The organism is Halomonas sp. KAO, assembly GCF_015595025.1.
GTDB lineage: Bacteria > Pseudomonadota > Gammaproteobacteria > Pseudomonadales > Halomonadaceae > Halomonas.
Genome location: NZ_JADNRL010000026.1, coordinates 140,677 through 158,242 on the forward strand (window position 1 = coordinate 140,677; position 17,566 = coordinate 158,242).

13 protein-coding genes are annotated in these 17,566 nt (G+C 65.5%); 6 read left to right on the forward strand and 7 right to left on the reverse strand.

Features of this window, described 5'->3' with window-relative positions:
• The first annotated feature begins 6 nt into the window (after positions 1 to 6).
• Genes gatA through IOC61_RS14510 form a run of 3 tightly spaced genes read left to right on the forward strand, consistent with a single transcriptional unit; the run spans position 7 to position 3,509 of the window.
• Entirely contained in the window at positions 7 to 1,467 is a 1,461-nt protein-coding gene (gatA, locus tag IOC61_RS14500; protein WP_195689454.1) for an Asp-tRNA(Asn)/Glu-tRNA(Gln) amidotransferase subunit GatA, read from the forward strand.
• Positions 1,467 to 2,921 carry an Asp-tRNA(Asn)/Glu-tRNA(Gln) amidotransferase subunit GatB gene (gatB, locus tag IOC61_RS14505; protein ID WP_195689455.1) on the forward strand — a complete coding sequence of 485 codons (1,455 nt, stop codon included), beginning with the start codon at positions 1,467 to 1,469 and terminating at the stop codon, positions 2,919 to 2,921. Before gatA ends, gatB begins: the two co-directional genes overlap by 1 nt.
• Positions 2,922 to 2,957: 36 nt before the next feature.
• The gene (locus IOC61_RS14510) at positions 2,958 to 3,509 is read left to right on the forward strand and encodes a cupin domain-containing protein (RefSeq protein ID WP_132042287.1); all 552 of its coding nucleotides are present in this window, start codon (positions 2,958 to 2,960) and stop codon (positions 3,507 to 3,509) included.
• 121 nt (positions 3,510 to 3,630) lie between these two features.
• Here the strand turns inward: IOC61_RS14510 and IOC61_RS14515 are convergent, their stop codons facing one another.
• Together IOC61_RS14515 and IOC61_RS14520 are read right to left on the reverse strand one after the other, a co-directional pair.
• Positions 3,631 to 5,133 (reverse strand): aldehyde dehydrogenase, encoded by a 1,503-nt coding sequence (locus IOC61_RS14515; protein ID WP_195689708.1) that lies wholly within the window; start codon positions 5,131 to 5,133, stop codon positions 3,631 to 3,633.
• 11 nt (positions 5,134 to 5,144) lie between these two features.
• Positions 5,145 to 6,545, reverse strand: a complete 1,401-nt coding sequence (locus IOC61_RS14520) for an aspartate aminotransferase family protein (RefSeq protein ID WP_195689456.1) — start codon at positions 6,543 to 6,545, stop codon at positions 5,145 to 5,147.
• A 266-nt stretch (positions 6,546 to 6,811) separates the two neighbouring features.
• On the opposite strand from IOC61_RS14520, the gene IOC61_RS14525 reads away from it, so the two are divergent.
• On the forward strand, positions 6,812 to 8,758 hold the full coding sequence (locus IOC61_RS14525; RefSeq protein ID WP_195689457.1) for a Na+/H+ antiporter NhaC family protein: 1,947 nt from the start codon (positions 6,812 to 6,814) through the stop codon (positions 8,756 to 8,758).
• Between the two features lie 139 nt (positions 8,759 to 8,897).
• On the opposite strand, the gene IOC61_RS14530 is transcribed toward IOC61_RS14525, so the two are convergent.
• Together IOC61_RS14530 and IOC61_RS14535 are read right to left on the reverse strand one after the other, a co-directional pair.
• Positions 8,898 to 9,641 carry a gamma-glutamyl-gamma-aminobutyrate hydrolase family protein gene (locus IOC61_RS14530; protein WP_195689458.1) on the reverse strand — a complete coding sequence of 248 codons (744 nt, stop codon included), beginning with the start codon at positions 9,639 to 9,641 and terminating at the stop codon, positions 8,898 to 8,900.
• A gap of 94 nt (positions 9,642 to 9,735) precedes the next feature.
• Positions 9,736 to 11,049: an NAD(P)/FAD-dependent oxidoreductase gene (locus IOC61_RS14535; protein ID WP_229333159.1), complete on the reverse strand. Its 1,314-nt coding sequence runs from the start codon at positions 11,047 to 11,049 to the stop codon at positions 9,736 to 9,738.
• Between the two features lie 268 nt (positions 11,050 to 11,317).
• Between IOC61_RS14535 and IOC61_RS14540 the strand changes: the two genes are divergently transcribed.
• Both IOC61_RS14540 and IOC61_RS14545 read left to right on the forward strand, forming a co-directional pair.
• A complete protein-coding gene (locus IOC61_RS14540; protein ID WP_195689459.1) occupies positions 11,318 to 12,694 on the forward strand; it encodes a glutamine synthetase family protein in 1,377 nt (458 codons plus the stop codon).
• Positions 12,695 to 12,772: 78 nt separating this feature from the next.
• Positions 12,773 to 14,266 (forward strand): Na+/H+ antiporter NhaC family protein, encoded by a 1,494-nt coding sequence (locus IOC61_RS14545; RefSeq protein ID WP_195689460.1) that lies wholly within the window; start codon positions 12,773 to 12,775, stop codon positions 14,264 to 14,266.
• 136 nt (positions 14,267 to 14,402) lie between these two features.
• On the opposite strand, the gene IOC61_RS14550 is transcribed toward IOC61_RS14545, so the two are convergent.
• The 3 genes from IOC61_RS14550 to IOC61_RS14560 form a co-directional block, all read right to left on the reverse strand.
• Entirely contained in the window at positions 14,403 to 15,101 is a 699-nt protein-coding gene (locus IOC61_RS14550) for a glycine zipper 2TM domain-containing protein (RefSeq protein WP_195689461.1), read from the reverse strand.
• Between the two features lie 214 nt (positions 15,102 to 15,315).
• Entirely contained in the window at positions 15,316 to 16,182 is an 867-nt protein-coding gene (locus tag IOC61_RS14555; protein WP_195689462.1) for a methylenetetrahydrofolate reductase, read from the reverse strand.
• A 6-nt stretch (positions 16,183 to 16,188) separates the two neighbouring features.
• Positions 16,189 to 17,385, reverse strand: a complete 1,197-nt coding sequence (locus tag IOC61_RS14560; RefSeq protein ID WP_195689463.1) for a glycine cleavage T C-terminal barrel domain-containing protein — start codon at positions 17,383 to 17,385, stop codon at positions 16,189 to 16,191.
• Positions 17,386 to 17,566 lie beyond the last annotated feature (181 nt).

The window sequence follows — 17,566 nt, forward strand, 5'->3', positions numbered from 1 at the left end:
CGGCCCATGCATGACAAGACACTGACCGAACTCGCCGCCAGCCTTACGGCGGGCGAGTTCACCAGCCGCGAGCTGACCGAACACCAGCTCGGCCGCATCGAGCGCCACGATGGCGCCCTCAACAGCTTTATCACCGTCACACCGGACGCGGCACTGGAAGCGGCGGACCACGCCGATGCCGCCCGCGCTCGTGGCGAGGCCGGCCCGCTGACCGGCCTGCCGGTAGCGATCAAGGACCTGTTCTGCAGCGATGGGGTACTGACCACCGCCGGCTCGAAGATGCTGGCCAACTTCATCGCTCCCTATGACGCCTGCGTGGTCGAGAGGCTCAAGGCCGCCGGCACGGTAAGCCTCGGCAAGACCAACCTGGACGAGTTCGCCATGGGCTCCTCCAACGAGAGCAGCGCCTTCGGTGCGGTGCACAACCCCTGGGACACCACCGCCGTACCCGGTGGCTCCTCCGGCGGCAGCGCCGCCGCGGTAGCCGCGGGCCTGGCGCCTGCCGCCATGGGCACCGATACCGGCGGCTCGATCCGCCAGCCCGCCGCCTTCTGTGGCATCACCGGACTGAAGCCCACCTATGGGCGCATCTCGCGCTGGGGCATCATCGCCTACGCCTCGAGCCTCGATCAGGCGGGCCCCATGGCGCGAACCGCCGAGGACTGTGCGCTGCTGATGAATGCCATCGCCGGCCATGACCCCAGAGACTCGACCTGCGTGGCCCGCGGTGTGCCCGACTACACCGCCGACCTCGCCGCTCCGCTGTCCGGCCTGAAGATCGGCCTGCCCAGAGAATACTTCGGCGACGGCCTCGACCCCGCGGTGGAGGCCGCCGTGCGCGAGGCGGTGGCGGTCTACGAATCACTGGGCGCCACGGTTCGCGAGGTCAGCCTCCCGCACACGCACTACGCCATCCCCGCCTACTACGTGATCGCCCCGGCGGAGGCCTCGTCCAACCTGTCGCGCTACGATGGGGTACGCTTCGGCCATCGCTGCGAAACCCCCTCTGATCTGATCGACCTCTACAAGCGGTCGCGGGCCGAGGGCTTCGGCGAGGAGGTCAAGCGGCGCATCCTGATCGGGACCCACACCCTCTCCGAGGGCTTCTTCGACGCCTACTACAAGAAGGCCCAGCAGGTACGCCGGCTGATACGCCAGGACTTCCTCGACGCCTTCGAGGAGGTCGATGTGCTGATGGGGCCAACGTCCCCCACCCCGGCCTTCGATCTCGGCGCCCAGAAGGACCCGGTCTCCATGTATCTCCAGGATATCTACACCATCGCCGTCAACCTGGCCGGCATTCCCGGCATCAGCGTGCCGGCCGGCTTCGTGGGCAAGCGCCCGGTGGGGCTGCAGATACTCGGCACCCACTTCGCCGAGCAGCGCCTGCTCAATGTCGCTCACCGCTACCAGCAGGCCACCGACTGGCACCTGCGTCGCCCCGAGCTTGCCGAGGAGAACGCCTGATGCAATGGGAAACCGTGATCGGTCTGGAAGTTCACGTCCAGCTCGCCACCCAGTCCAAGATCTTCTCCGGCGCCTCCACCGCCTTCGGCGCCGACCCCAATACCCAGGCCTGCGCCGTGGATCTGGGCATGCCCGGCGTGCTACCGGTGCTCAACGAGCAGGCGGTGGCCATGGCGGTGCAGTTCGGGCTGGCGATCCACGCCGAGATCCCCGAGGTCTCGGTATTCGACCGCAAGAACTACTTCTACCCCGACCTGCCCAAGGGCTACCAGACCAGCCAGATGTATCACCCCATCGTGGGCCCCGGCGAGGTCGAGATCGGCCTGGATGATGGCACGACCAAGCGCATCCGGGTCCACCACGCCCACCTCGAGGAGGATGCCGGCAAGTCCCTTCACGAGGACTTCCATGGCATGACCGGCATCGATCTCAACCGTGCCGGCACGCCCCTGCTGGAGATCGTCTCCGAGCCGGACATGCGCTCGGCGAAGGAGGCCGCCGCCTACCTCAAGGCGATCCACTCCATCGTGACCTATCTGGGCATCAGCGACGGCAATATGGCCGAAGGTTCGATGCGCTGCGACGTCAACGTCTCGGTGCGTCCCAAGGGGCAGGCCGAGTTCGGCACCCGCGCCGAGATCAAGAACGTCAACTCCTTCCGCTTCGTGGAGCGCGCCATTGAGTTCGAGGTGGAGCGCCAGATCGAGCTGATCGAGGATGGCGGCGAGGTGGTCCAGGAGACCCGCCTGTTCGATCCCGAGCGCGACGAGACCCGCAGCATGCGCACCAAGGAGGAGGCCAACGACTACCGTTACTTCCCCTGCCCGGACCTGCTGCCGGTGGTGCTCGACGCGGCCTACGTCGACCATCTGCGCGAAAGCCTGCCGGAACTGCCCGACGAGAAGCGCGCCCGCTTCCAGGGCGAGCTGGGGCTCTCCGCCTACGACGCCGGAGTGCTCGCGGCGAGCCGCGAGATGGCCGAGTACTTCGAAGTGGTCAAGGACACCTGCGGCGATGCCAAGCAGGCCGCCAACTGGGTCCAGGGTGAGCTCTCCGGCGCCCTCAACCGGGAGGGTCTCTCGATCCACGACAGCCCGGTCAGCGCCGCTCGGCTCGGCGGACTGATCAGTCGGGTGATGGACGACACCATCAACGGCAAGGCCGCCAAGCAGGTATTCCAGGCGCTCTGGAATGGCCAGGGCGAGAGCGCCGATGAGGTGATCGAGGCCAAGGGACTCAAGCAGGTCACCGACAGCGGCGCCATCGAGGCGATGATCGACCAGGTGATCGGCGACAGCCCCGCCCAGGTGGCCCAGTACCGCGACGCCGAGCCCGAGAAACGCGGCAAGATGATCGGCTACTTCGTGGGGCAGGTGATGAAGGCGTCTCGCGGCACCGCCAACCCACAGCAGGTCAACGCGCTGCTCAAAGAAAAGCTGGATGCCCTGTGCTGATGCCCGGGATGCTCCAGCAAGCCAAGGAGGCCCGGCATGGCCGATGATGTAGGTGAACGGCTGCGCGCCTTGCGCACCCTGCGCGGTATCTCCCAGCGCGAGCTGGCCAAGCGCTGCGGCGTGACCCACTCCAGCCTGTCGTTGATCGAGCAGGGCAAGGTGAGTCCCTCGGTCAGCTCGCTGAAGAAGATCCTCGACGCCATCCCCATGAGCGTCGGCGACTTCTTCACCCTGGAGCTGGAGTCGGGTCGACGCGTCTTCTATTCGGCCGAGGAGCTGGCCGATGTGGGCTCAGGAGACGTGGTGTTCAAACTGGTGGGCGCCGACCGTCGTGATCGTGCGCTCTCCTTCATGGTCGAGACCTACCCCCCCGGGGCCGATACCGGCCGCGAGATGATCACCCATCAGGGTGAGGAGGCCGGCGTGGTGCTGGAGGGCGAGATCGAGATCACCATCGGCGCAGAGACCCGCACGCTCAAGGCCGGCGAGGCCTACTACTACGAGACCAACGTGCCCCACCGCTTTCGCAATCCGGGCGACGAACCCTGCCGCCTGGTCAGCTGCGCCACTCCCGCCCGAGCCTTCTAGGAACCGACTTCACTCCTTCTTGAGCTTATCGATCCGCGCGTGCAGCGCCTCCGCCTCGAAAAGGAAAGAGGCCGACACCCGGGTGCCGGCCTCCTGCTTGTCACTTCATCGTGGCGTCGCGTCAGCTGGAGAGCGACACCCACACGCTCTTGAGCTCCGAATACTCCTGCAGCGAGTGGTGGGACTTGTCGCGGCCATTGCCCGACTGCTTGACCCCGCCGAAGGGCACGGTCTGGTCGCCGCCGGCCCAGTTGTTGACGAACACCTGGCCCGACTCCAGTCGCCGGGTCACGCGCATGATGCGGTCGATATCCTGGCTCCAGAGGCCTGCGGCCAGGCCATAGACGCTATCGTTGGCTAGCCGCACGGCTTCCTCCTCGCAGTCGAAGCCGAATACCGAGAGCACCGGGCCGAAGATCTCCTCACGCCCGATGGCCATCTCGGGGGTCACGCCATCGAACACCGTGGGGGTAATGAAGAGCCCGGGGCCGTCCAGGGCCTGGCCGCCGGCACGCAGGCGGGCACCCTCCTCCTGGCCCTGGCGAATAAACTCGAGCACCCGACGGTACTGGGTCTCGTCGACCATGGCGCCCATGAAGCTGTCGGGGTCCAGCGGGTCGCCCGGCTGCATGGTCTCGGCGCAGGCCACCACCTTGTCGATAAAGGTCTCGCGGATCGAGTTCTCCACCAGCAGTCGCGAGCCGGCGATGCAGACCTCGCCCTGGTTGTGGAAGATCGCCGCGGCGGCGTGCTTGGCCACTCGATCCAGGTTCTTGCAGTCGGCGAAGACGATATTCGGGCTCTTGCCACCGCACTCCAGATAGAGCCGCTTGAGATTGGACTCGCCGGCGTACTGCATCAGCTGCTTGCCTACCCCGGTGGAGCCGGTGAAGGCCAGGCAGTCGACATCCATCGACAGGGCCAGCGCCTTGCCCACGGTGTGACCGAAACCCGGCAGCACCTGGAAGACACCCCGCGGAACCCCCGCCTCCTGAGCCAGCTGGGCCAGGCGCAGGGCCGAAAGCGGCGACTTCTCCGAGGGCTTGAGGATCACGCTGTTGCCTGCCGCCAGCGCCGGGGCCACCTTCCAGGCGGTCATCATCAGCGGGAAGTTCCAGGGCACGATGGAGGCCACCACGCCGAGCGGCTCCCTGAGCACCAGGGCAAGGGCCTCCTCACCGGTGGGGGCCACCTCGCCGTAGAGCTTGTCGATGCACTCCGCCTGATAGCGGAAGCAGCCGATGGCGCCCGCCATGTCACCCAGGGCGCTCTGGATCGGCTTGCCCATATCGAGGGTATCGAGCAGCGCCAGCTCCGCCTTGTGGGTCTCCATCAGGTCGGCCAGGCGCAGCAGCACCCGCTTGCGCTTGCCGGGAGCCAGTCGTGACCAGGCGCCACCCTCGAAGGCGGCACGCGCATGGCTGACGGCCACGTCCGCGTCGGCGGCATCACAGCTCGCCACCTTCGCCAGCACCTCGCCGGTGGCCGGGTTGACCGTCTCGAAGGTCTCTCCACTGGCCGCCGGGACGAACACATCGTTGATAAAGGCGCGGGACTCGAAGGTCAGGTCGGCGGCACGCTGGCGCCATCCATCCAGGGTCTGGGGCATTTCGTTCTTGGGCATCTCGGAATGACTCACGTCAGGCTCTCCTTGATCTTGTCGGGTGTGGTGACAGCCAGCCGCCGATGGGTGGCGTCCAGGGCGGCGCGCGCCTTGTCGACCAGCTCGTCGATCTCCGCGCGACTGATCACCAGGGGTGGCGAGATGATCATGGTATCGCCCACAGAGCGCATGACCAGCCCCGAGGCGAAAGAGAGGTCGCGGCACAGGTTGCCTGCCCCCAGCGCCTTGTCGAAGCGCTCACCGGTCTCGGGGTCCACCAGCTCCAGGGCCCCCACCAGTCCAAGCGAGCGCGCCTCGCCGACCAGCGGATGGTCGCCAAGCGCTCCCCAGCGTTCGGCCAGGTAGGGCCCCAGGTCGTCACGCACCCGCTCGACCACGCGCTCGGCCTCCATCAATTCCAGATTCCTGAGCGCCACCGCCGCACAGGCGGGGTGTCCCGAGTAGGTGAAGCCGTGGAAGAACTCGCCCCCCTCCTCGATCAGGGTATCGGCCACGCGATCCCCGACCAGCACCCCTCCGATGGGCAGATAGCCCGAGGAGAGCCCCTTGGCAATCGGCATCAGATCGGGTTCGAGATCATAATGGACGCTACCGAACCACTCCCCCAGGCGGCCGAAGCCACAGATGACCTCGTCGACCACCAGCAGGATGTCGTACCTGTCGAGTACCGCCTTCACCGCCGGCCAGTAGCTCTGCGGCGGAATAATGGCACCCCCGGCCCCCTGCACCGGCTCGGCGATAAAGGCCGCCACGTTCTCCTCGCCCAGCTCGAGGATCTTCGCCTCGAGGGCCGCGGCACACTCGAGACCGAAGGCGTCCGGGTCCTGCCCCTGCGATCGCCCCTCGCCGAACCAGTAGGGCTGTCGCACATGGCTGATGCCCGGCACGCAGGGGCCGCCCTGCTCATGCATGGGCGCCATGCCGCCGAGGCTCATGCCGGCCACGGTGGAGCCATGGTAGCCATTCTCACGACCGATGACCCACTGCTTTCCGGGCTTGCCCTTGAGCGCCCAGTAGCGGCGCACCATGCGCAGCACCGTATCATTCGCCTCGGAGCCGGAGCCCGTGAAGAAGACACGATTCATATGCTCGGGCGCCAGCGAGACCAGCTTTTCCGCTAGCTGCACCGCCGGTGGGTGCGTGGTCTTGAAGAAGCTGTTGTAGTAGGGCAGCTGATGCATCTGCTCCGCGGCGGCCGCCACCAGCTCCTCACGACCATAGCCGAGATTGACACACCACAGCCCCGCCATGCCGTCGAGGATGCGATTGCCCTCGGAGTCGATGATATAGACGCCCTCGGCGCGCTCGATGATGCGGCTGCCCTCCTCCCCCAGAGACTTGAAGTCGGTGAACGGGTGCAGATGATGCGCGCGGTCGAGGCGCTGCAGCTGGCCAGTCTTCGAGGCTGACATGACGAAGCCCTCCCGGAATCGGTGGTGGAAAATGTTATTGTTTAATCAACATACCCTCCCCTGCGGTATCTGCCAACCCCTTTCCGAAACATGGCGGCAATACATCTTTAACATCATGATTTTCATATAAAAATTGAAAATTAAAAAAATCGACATTCAACTAAAGTTATGACAAACACCTTGACGCTCCCAACCCTCTAGGTCATTTTTCATTGACGCCCTGCACACTCGCTCGGCGCCATCAACAACAAGTATCCGGAGCGAACATGACCACGATCCTGAGCAGCTGGACGATGCGTCTGGCCCTACTACTGACACTCTGTCTCGGCACACTGCCCAGTCAGGCGGCAACACTCGGTGCGCCCGACACGATCCTGCAGGGCGTCGCCTTCGATCTGACCCTGGAAGAGCTCCCCGAAGGTTCCTTCACGCTACGCCTCGACGACCAGAGCTTCGAGGTGGTCGGTGACGATGGCGGCAGCGCACTGGTCGAGGGACTCACCCTGAACGACAGCGCCGCCAGCCTCGAGCTGATCGATGCCACCGGGAGCACGCTGGCCAGCGAGACGCTGACGGCAATTCCCGCCTGGCTGTCGCTGCTGCCGGCCCTGGTCGCGATCGTCCTGGCGCTGGCGTTTCGCCAGGTGATCCTGGCACTCTTCGTCGGCATCCTGCTGGGCGGCTGGATCATGCACGGCATGGATTTCGGCGCCCTCTCCAGCGCCTTCGGCGACTCGGTCAATGTGCATGTCCTGGAGGCCGCCAGCGACAGTGAGCACATGTCGATCGTGCTGTTCTGCCTGCTGATCGGCGGCATGGTGGGCATCGTCTCCCGCAACGGCGGTACCCAGGGCATCGCCCAACGCATCTCCCGGGTCATACGCGGACGACGCCAGGCGCAGACCTCGACCTTCCTGCTGGGGATCGCGATCTTCTTCGATGACTACGCCAACGCGCTGATCGTGGGCAACACCATGCGCGCGATCACCGACAAGATGGCGGTCTCCCGGGCCAAGCTCGCCTATATCATCGACAGCACCGCGGCACCGGTCTCGGCCATCATGCTGGTGACCACCTGGATCGGCTTTCAGGTGGGGTTGATAAGCGAGGCGATGAGCAACATCAGTGACTGGAACGAATCGGCCTACTCGGTATTCGTCAACGCCATTCCCTACAACGCCTACCCGATCCTGGCCCTGGCCTTCGTGTTCATGACCACCTGGCTGGGTCGCGACTTCGGTCCGATGCTCACCGCCGAGCGCCGGGCCCTCGACGCGGGCGGCCGTCGCACCACCCTCAGCGACCGCGAGGCGATCGTCGAGGAGGCGGAGATCAATACCAAGCCCAATATCCCGATTCGGGCCATGAACGCCATCGTGCCGATGCTGGTGCTTGCCGCCATCACCCTCGGCGGCATCTATGCCACCGGCCTCGAGGCCCTGGGACCCGGCTCCCACTCCCTGCGCGACATCTTCGGCGAGGGCGACTCCTTCAGCTCGATGATGTGGGGCTCCCTGGCCTCCTGCGTGGTCGCCGTCATCATGACCCAGGCCCAGCGCCTGATGGCCATGACCGAGACCAGCCACTACTGGTTCGAGGGCGTCAAGTCGATGCTGCTGCCGATCACCATCCTGATGATGGCGTGGGCACTGGCCAACGTGAACGCTTCCCTGCAGACCAGCGACTTCCTGGTGGCGGCCCTCGGGGAGAGCCTCAGCCCGGCATGGCTGCCCGCGGTGATCTTCGTGCTGGCCGGCTTTACGGCCTTCGCTACCGGCTCCTCCTGGGGCGTGATGGGCATCATGATGCCGCTGGTCGTGCCCCTGGCCTGGGCCGTGCTGGAGCAGAACGGCATGAACGGCACGGCGGAAGGCATGCCCATCCTCTACGCCTCGGTGGCGTCGGTGCTCGCCGGCGCGGTCTGGGGAGACCACTGCTCGCCGCTGGCAGATACCACCCTGCTCTCCGCCATGGCCAGTGGCTGCGACCTGGTCGAGCATGTCCGCACCCAGCTTCCCTATGCCCTGCTGGTGGGCGCGGTGGCGCTGATCTTCGGCAACCTGACGGTCGGGTACGGCATCAGCTGGTGGCTGGGGCTGGCGGTCGGCGCCCTGCTGCTGCTGGGCACCCTGCTGGTCGTCGGCAGGCGTCCGGAGCGACAGCCCGTCACCACACAGTGCGCCATCAACACCCCGGACCAGGCGCCCCGATAACAACTCTGGCGCCATACCCCTAGAGCTTCCAATGGAACCACAGAGCCCGCGGCCATGGCCGCGGGCTCTGTGATTTGGGGCATGTTAGCTTGGTGCATGCCAGCCTTGCGACATCACGCCAGCCTGCTTTTTATAGCGACTAGCGCGAGTCGACGCAGGCCGCGGCGAAGCCCTGGAAGATGGCGTCGTACAGGGGATGACTGGTGGGCTGCCACTCCGGGTGCCACTGGACCCCCAGCGCGAAGGCACTGGCGTCACGCACGGAGATGGCCTCGATCAGACCATCCGGCGCGACGCCCTCGACGCTCAGGCCATCGCCAAGCCGGTCGATGCCCTGCTGATGAAGCGAATTGACTCGAGCACTGCGCTCGGGATAGAGGCCGGCCAGCACCCCGCCCGGCTCGATGGAGAGCTCATGGGACGGCGCATACTGCTGCTCGGCATCGCCCTCGGGCTCACGGTGGTCGAGCTTGCCTGGCTGATTCTGCACCGCCTGATAAAGCGTGCCGCCGAAGGCCACATTGAGTTCCTGAAAGCCGCGGCAGATACACAGCAGGGGCATGCCCCGCTCCAGGCTGGCCGGCAGCCAGGCCATGGCCGCGGCATCGCGGTCCTTGTCATCACGGGTATTCTCCGGCGCCCTCTCGGCGCCGTAGCGTGCGGGCTCCACGTTGGTATGGCTGCCGGTCAGCAGCAGGCCATTGAAGTGGGACAGCAGTCGCTGGGCATGGTCGGGGTCGGTGTCTTCCCATACCGGCAACACCACCGGGTCCAGCCCGTAGGTGCGCAGTGCCGTCAGATACTTGTCGGTCACCATATGGGCCGGATGACCCTCGACCTCACGACGACAGGCGATCACTGCCACCAGGGGACGGTTTTGCATAAGACTCTCCTCAGGGTTGTTGCCCCCCATCGACACTCGGCGTCGATCGGGGGTTGCTGGCCGGCAGGGTCACGCGGGGAGCGCTCCCGGGATATCAGACACCGAGCCTGTCGCGCAGGCCGTACCACCATGACCCCATCACCGAATAGGGCACGCGGAGCAGACGCCCGCCCGGGAACGGGAGCCATGGCACCTTCTCGAAGACATCGAACCGGGTCAGGTCGCCGTCGATCGCCTCGGAGAGGATACGTCCGAAGGTATGCGACCCGGTGACGCCATGTCCGCTGTAGCCATGGGCAAAGTAGGTGTTATCGCCGATGCGTCCCATCTGCGGCACGCGGCTGAACGAGAGGGCAAAGTTGCCGCTCCAGGCGTAGTCGATCCTGACCCCCTTGAGCTGCGGAAACACCTTGTCCATGTTGCGCTCAAGCTTGGCCTTGATATCGCTGGGGTCCGAGCCGCCATAGACCGTGCCACCACCGAACAGCAGCCGCTTGTCGCCCGACAGGCGGTAGTAGTCGAGGATATAGCGGATATCCTCGACGCATGCATCGGTCGGCAGCAGGTCGTGAGCCCGCTCCTCGCCCAGCGGCTCCGTCGCCATCACCTGGGTGGAGACCGGCATTACCCGCGAGGTCAGTGTCGGCACCACCTTGCCCAGATACGCATTCCCGCACAGGACCAGGGTCTGGCAGGTCATGGAGCCCTTGGCGGTTCTGACCACCGGCTGTGGCGAGGCGTGATCCACCTCGACCACCGGCGACATCTCGTAGATCACCCCACCGTTACGCTCGAACGCCGCCGCCTCACCCAGGGCCAGGTTCAGCGGATGCATATGACCGCCGGAATGATCGATCAAGCCTCCGGCATAGAGATCGGAGTTCACATGCTCGCGCAGCTGTTCCTTGTCCAGCATCTCCTGATTCCTGATACCGTAGCTGGCCCACAGATTCATGCGCTCTTCCAGCTCTTTCATGTGGGCGCCGGTCAGGCCGGTGAAGATGTTCTTCTCCTTCAGGTCGCACCGGATGTCATAGGTGCGTACCCGCTCGCGGATGATCTCGCCCCCCTCCTGCACCAGGCCGGCAACGAAGGTCGCCGTATCCTGGCCGTAGCGCTTCCTGATCGTCTGCAGGCTGGCGTTCAATCCATTGACGATCTGGCCGCCATTGCGCCCCGACGCCCCCCAGCCGACTCGCGCGCCTTCGATGATGGCAACCTTGTAACCCTTCTCCGCCAGATGCAGCCCGGTCGAGAGGCCGCTGTAACCCGCACCGACGATACAGACATCGATCCGCTGGTCACCGACCAGCTCGGGTCGTTCCGGCGCGGGATTGGCAGAGGCAGCATAATAACTCGTGGTATGGCTGCCATCGCCGGCATAGGGGTGTCTCTTCATCGTCATCATGCGACCTCTGATTCGTCATGCTTGTTGAGTGTTATTCAGGTGGAGTCGAGAATTCTCACCAGCCGGATGAGTGTTGCTCTTTCATCAACAAGCTACCACCCAACACCCAGGCGCGCAAATTCTAGTTAACTGCATGTTTTTAAATATATTTAACAAGAACACCATTGTTTTATTCGACTAAAGGCTTGATCTATACGGTATATAAAATTTGACAACAGCGGTCGCCGGTCTGAAAAATGAACCCGACGACAACACAACAGGTGCCAACATGACCGCTCCCAATGCCGACGAAGCGAACACCTTTCTCGAGCAGCATCCCGAGATCACCAGCATCGACCTGCTGATCAGCGACCTCAATGGCGTGCTGCGCGGCAAGCGAGTGTCACGGGAGAATCTCGAGAAGGCCTATACCCAGGGCATCAACCTGCCCGCCTCGGTGTTCGCTCTGGATATTCTCGGCAACACCGTCGAGGAGACCGGCCTGGGCCTGGACAGCGGCGACGCCGACCGCGTCTGCCGCCCCCTCCCGGGTACCCTGATGCCCACGCCCTGGCGTCGTCAGGGTCGCCAGGCACAGCTGCTGATGGTCATGGAGGAAGCCGACGGCAGCGGCTTCTTCGCCGAGCCGCGGCATGTGCTGGAGCGTCAGCTGAGGCGCCTGAAGGCTCGCCGTCTGACCCCGGTCGTGGCCGTGGAGATGGAGTTCTACCTGGTCGACCGTGAACGGGCCGAGGGGGGCATGATCCAGCCCCCACGCTCCCCCGTCACCGGTGAGCGTGCCAGCCAGAGTCAGCTCTACTCGGTGAACGAGCTCGACGAATATGCCGACTTCCTGGAGGCCGTACAGGCTGCCGCCGAGGCGCAGCAGCTGCCGCTGGACACCATGTTGAAGGAGTGTGCGCCGGGGCAGTTCGAGATCACCCTGAAGCACGGCCCCGATGCGCTGGCCGCCTGCGACGCCGCGGTGCTGCTCAAGCGTCTGATCAAGGGGGTGGCACAGAATCACGGTTTCGAGGCCACCTTCATGGCCAAGCCCTATGGCCTGGAGGCGGGCAACGGCACCCACGTGCATATCAGCCTGCTCGACGACTCAGGCGACAACGTCTTCGCCGCCGCCGATGGCGATGTGCTGGGCAGCACGACCCTCAAGCATGCCGTTGCCGGACTGCTCGAGCAGATGCCGGCCAGCGTGGCGCTGTTCGCCCCGAACCTTAACTCCTTCCGACGCTTCCAGCCCGGGCTCTATGTGCCCATGACCCCCACCTGGGGCTTCGACAATCGCTCGGTGGCGATTCGCATTCCCTCCGGCCCCAACGCCGCCCGGCGCCTGGAGCACCGCGTGGCGGGTGCCGATGCCAACCCCTACCTGCTGCTGGCCGCCCTGCTCGCCGGTATCGAGCATGGCATCGCCGGAGAGCTCACGCCTCCCCCGGCGGTGACCGGCAACGCCTACGACCAGTTCGCCCCCAGCCTGACCAACAGCTGGCGCCAGGCCCTGGACCTGCTCGAGGAGAGCGAGTCGCTGCGCGAGGCGCTGGGCCACGACTTCCTGACGGTTTTCCTGGCCAATCGGCGTGTCGAGCGCAGCCAGACCATGCAGGAGGTCAGCCAGCTGGAGATCGACTGGTACCTGCGTCACGTCTAACTCTCTTCCGCTCCGACGAGAGACAACCACAACAGCAACGTCGACCCGTCGCCCTACTGCCGACCGGGAGGTAACCCCATGAGCTCCAACCAGGCCGCGCGCCACCCCTTCTCCCCTTCCCTGCCGGACCGTCGCGGTACCGGCAAGACCTTCGCCCTGGTCACCGCCCTGCTGCTCACGGTCGGGGGCCTGACCCTGAACCATGAGCCCGGCACGCCATTCGGCTGGATCAGCCTCGTCCCGTCGTTGATCGTGCTGGTGGTCGCCATCGCGACCCACCGCACCCTGGAGGCGCTGGCCATCGGCGCCCTCTCGGGGCTTATCATGCTGCAACCCGACGACTTCATCGGCGAGCTGTCCGACATCTCCATGGCGGTCATGATGGATGAGACCATCGCCTGGCTGATCCTGGTGTGCGGCCTGATGGGTGGCTTCATTGCCATGCTGGAAAAGTCGGGCTGCACCCTGAGCTTCAGTCACTTCATGACGCGACTGGTCAAGACTCGCCGCCAGTCGCTGCTCAGCACCGCCACGCTGGGCGTACTGATCTTCATCGACGACTACCTCAATGCGCTGGCCACCTCGGCCGCCATGAAGCGACTCACCGACCGATTCGGTGTCTCCCGGGAAAAGCTGGCCTACATCGTCGACTCGACGGCGGCCCCCATCTGTATTCTGGTACCGATCTCCACCTGGGCGGTCTACTTCGCCGAGCTTCTCGAAACCAACGGCGCCACCGATGGCCCGGGAATGTGGCTCTATATCCAGTCGATCCCCTTCATGCTCTATGGCTGGGTGGCCATGGGGCTGGTCCTGCTCGTTGCCATCGGCATCATGCCCGATATCGGCCCGATGAAGGCCGCCGAGGAGCGCGCCAGAAACGGCCAGCCGATCCCCGACAATGCCCCGGAGGTCGCCCTCGGGGAGGATGATATGCCCATCACGCGGCCCTGGGTCGGCGTGATGAACTTCCTGCTGCCGATGGCGGTACTGATCGGCGCCAGCGCCTGGTTCGAGATCGACCTTCTCAAGGGCGTGATCGTGGCCATCATGTTCACCATTTTGCTCTACCTGATCCAGCGACTGGCCACCTTCGCCACGCTGATGGACGCCATCATGGACGGCTTCAGGACCATGATGCTGCCGCTCGCCATCGTCGCCGTCGGCTTCGTGCTTCGCGAGATCAACGACCAGCTCGGCATGACGGCCTTCATGATCGACTCCCTTACCCCCTATCTGACGGTCGCCATGCTGCCGGCCATCGTCTTCCTCTCCATGGCCATCGTGGTATTTGCCACCGGCTCCTCATGGGGGGTGTTCGTGATCTCGATCCCCATCGTGATCCCCATCGCGCAAAGCATGGGTGCCCCGTTGCCGCTGGTGGTCGGTGCCCTGCTTTCCGCCTCGAGCTTTGGCAGCCACGCCTGCTTCTTCTCCGACTCCTCGGTGCTCTCCTCCCAGGGCAGCGGCTGTCAGCCGATGCAGCATGCGCTGACGCAGATCCCCTACGCCTTGATCGGGGCCCTGGTGACCACCCTGGGCTTCCTCACCCTGGGCATTCTGATGACCTGACCCCTCCGGACAGCTCCCTGGCACCTGGCCACACCACACCGCCCCCGAGCCTCTCGCTCGGGGGCGGTGTCATTACGGAAGGGCAGACGGGGTCCGTCGAGGGCGAAACCTTCGTGCAGCGGGCGGAACCGGGATTTCACACCTCGGTGGATGCCTCGGACGTGGCGTCGGACTCGGCCTGCCACTGCACCTCGCCATCGATCACCGGCAGACGCTCGGCCTGGGGAGGAGTCTCCAGGCGCCGGGAAAGCTCCTCGCCATCGAGGCGGTAGGTGACCTCATAGCCCTGCGACTCCTCGTGCTGCTCCACGACCGTCCGGCACTCCTCCTCGGTAACCACCCGCTGGCGGGTCTCGTAACGCGTCTCATAGCGGGTCTCGTACTGCACCTGGCCACCGGCCTGGGCATGCTGGCGCGCCTCGACGCGCTCCTGAACCTCGCGTCCGGCCAGGGCGCCGCCGATGGCACCCGCCACGGTGGCGATCTTCTTGCCGCTGCCACCCCCGACCTGGTTGCCCAGCAGTCCGCCGACGAGAGCGCCGGCGGCACTGCCGACGATGCGGTGAGGGTCGCGGCTGGCCGCCGGACCGGACGAAGTCGGCGCCTCCACCGGAACCTGAACCGGCACCTCGACCGGGACTTCCTCGCTCACTACCCGCTCAACGTCCTCGCAGACCTCTCTTGGCCGCTCCACGGTTCGGGTCACGGGCTCTACCGCCAGGATCTCGGCATATACCGGCCCACGCGGCTGCTGGACCTGCCAGGCCCCGAACGCCAGTCCTCCAACCCCCAGCACGGCCAGCGTCGCGCCGACAACGATCGACGTCTTGCTCATCTGTCATCTCCTGATAAGAGCGGAACACCATTCACTGAAACACTTTCGGGCTCAAGACGAGCGTGACCTTGATGGCTCGTGGCGATGAGAGGGGCAGCGCAATCCGGTGCTGCCCGACCCGGCACAGTATAGGGCGAGGAGTGGCATCGAGGCGGCAGCGACGACGACTTCCACAGAGCTTCCCCACCCGTCGCCAGATGGTGACATCTCAACCTCAGGCCAGGGGTTCGCCGGCCGAGATGACGGGGCCGGCTCCCGACGACGCCGACTCTGGCCGGCCGGACATCAGGCGCAGACGCGCCTCCAGCCAGCGCCGGGTGGGTTCGACCCGATTGAAGGTATAGACATGCAGGCCGATGAAACCGTCGACACCATCCTCCAGCAGCGGCTCCACGCTCTCCAGCAGGGCGTCGGGGCGAAAGTCCGAGGGCCTCAGCAGCCGTCTCAGCCAGCCCGACTGGCGACGCAGGGCCCGCATCGAGGGCCCCAGCCCCAGGCGCATGGCGATGGCCAGCAGCCGCTTGGGCTCCATCAGCCCGGGGACGCCGGCATAGACCGGCAGGGCGAGCCCGAGCCGTGACTGACGCCTGCGCCAGGCCAGCAGCGGATCGGCCTCGAAGCAGAGCTGGGTCACGGCATAGTCGGCCAGAGACGCCTTGGCGACGAGGTCACGCTCCAGGACATCTCCGTCGACGGCGTGATGCCCCTCGGGATAGACGGGAACCCCCACCCGCAGCGGTCGCTGTGCCAGGCCCGCCATGGCCTCGAGCAGCGCGAGGCCGTGGGGGTAGTCGCCCAGCGGGCTCTCTCCATCGCCACCCACCACGAAGACATCATCGACACCCAGGGTCACCAGGCGCCCCAGCAGCGACTCCAGGTGGGCGCTATCCCGCACCCGCCGGGCCGCCATGTGCGGCACCACATGAAACCCTCTCTCGACCAGCCACTCGGTGGCCTCGAGGGTCCGCTCGAGGCCGTGGCGTGGTGAGCAGGTCACGGTGACCGTGGCGCCTGCGGGCAGGGATAGCGCCGCTTCCTGCATGCCGACGAGGGGCATCAGTTCGAAGCGGATCGACGTCATATGCTCTCACTCCTTGGGGATGGTCTTGGCCGGATCATGGAAGGGCTTCTCCACGACCACGGCATCCTGCAGTCCGGTATTGGCCTCGATCCGCAGTGCCGTGCCCAGCTCGGCATGCTCGATGGGTACCATGGCATAGCCGATATTGCGCTCCTGGCGCGGCGAGCGGGTGGCCGAGGTGACCTGACCGATACGCTCGCCGCCCGGAGTGAATACCGGGAAGACGTCGATCATGCTGCCATCGGTGAAGTAGCCCACGCTAGGCCCGTCGATCTCCACCCCCACCAGCTTGCGCGAGACTCCCTCGGCCTTGATGCGCTCCAGGGCGGAACGACCGATGAAGTCATCATCCCCGCGCAGGTCCACCATCCAGTCGTATCCCATCCCCACCTCGAAGGGGTTGGTGTCGTACCAGATGTCGCAGCCGAAGGCGAGGATCCCCCCCTCGATACGACGGATATGGCAGGGGCCGATCACCTGCATGCCGTGGGGACGGCCGGCCTCGAACACGCGCTGCCACAGGGCCTCGCCGAAGCGACTGGCCTCGCGCAGATAGATCTCGTAGCCGACCTCGCCCGAGTAGCCGGTGCGCGAGATCACCACCGACATGCCGTCGAGCTCCGCCTCCATCAGGTGATAGTAGGGCATCGCCAGCACGGCTTCGCCGAACAGGTCCACCATCACCGCCTTGGCCCTGGGTCCCTGGACCTGCACCGGTGCCACATCCACCTCGCGCAGGGTGACATCGAGTCCCGAGTTGACGGCTAGCCCCTGGCACCACAACAGGATGTCGCTATCGGCCAGCGACAGCCAGAAGCGGTTCTCCTCGATGCGCAGCAGCACCGGGTCGTTGAGGATGCCACCATCGGGGCCGGTAACGAAGACATACTTGCACTGCCCGACCTGGCAGTGGCGCATGTCACGGGGGACCAGCCGCTGGGTGAAGGCGAAGGCATCGGGCCCCGTTATCTCAATCTGGCGCTCGACGCCGACATCCCACAGGGTCACACCCTGTACCAGGGCCCAGTATTCGTCCACGGGGTCGGTATAGAGCCGCGGGTGATAATGGTGGTTGTAGACACTATATTTGCGCACCCCATGGCGCCGCGATGCATAGAAGAAGGGTGACTTGCGGATACGCGGATAGAGCAGAATCTCCGGTGCTTCCCGGGCGTGCTCGACGCTTTCGATGACCTGGGACATGACGCTCACCTCATGGGTCGCTGTGACAGGTACCGGCCCCGCGCCGGTCCCATGCCTTCGACACTAGACCCGACTCGGGCCACCCATCTCGCCATGGGCGGCCCACTCTTAGCCGTAGGCGACAGCCCCGACGACGGCCTGTCGCCAGCGGACAAGGAGGCGTCGTCGCGGGACAGCGTGA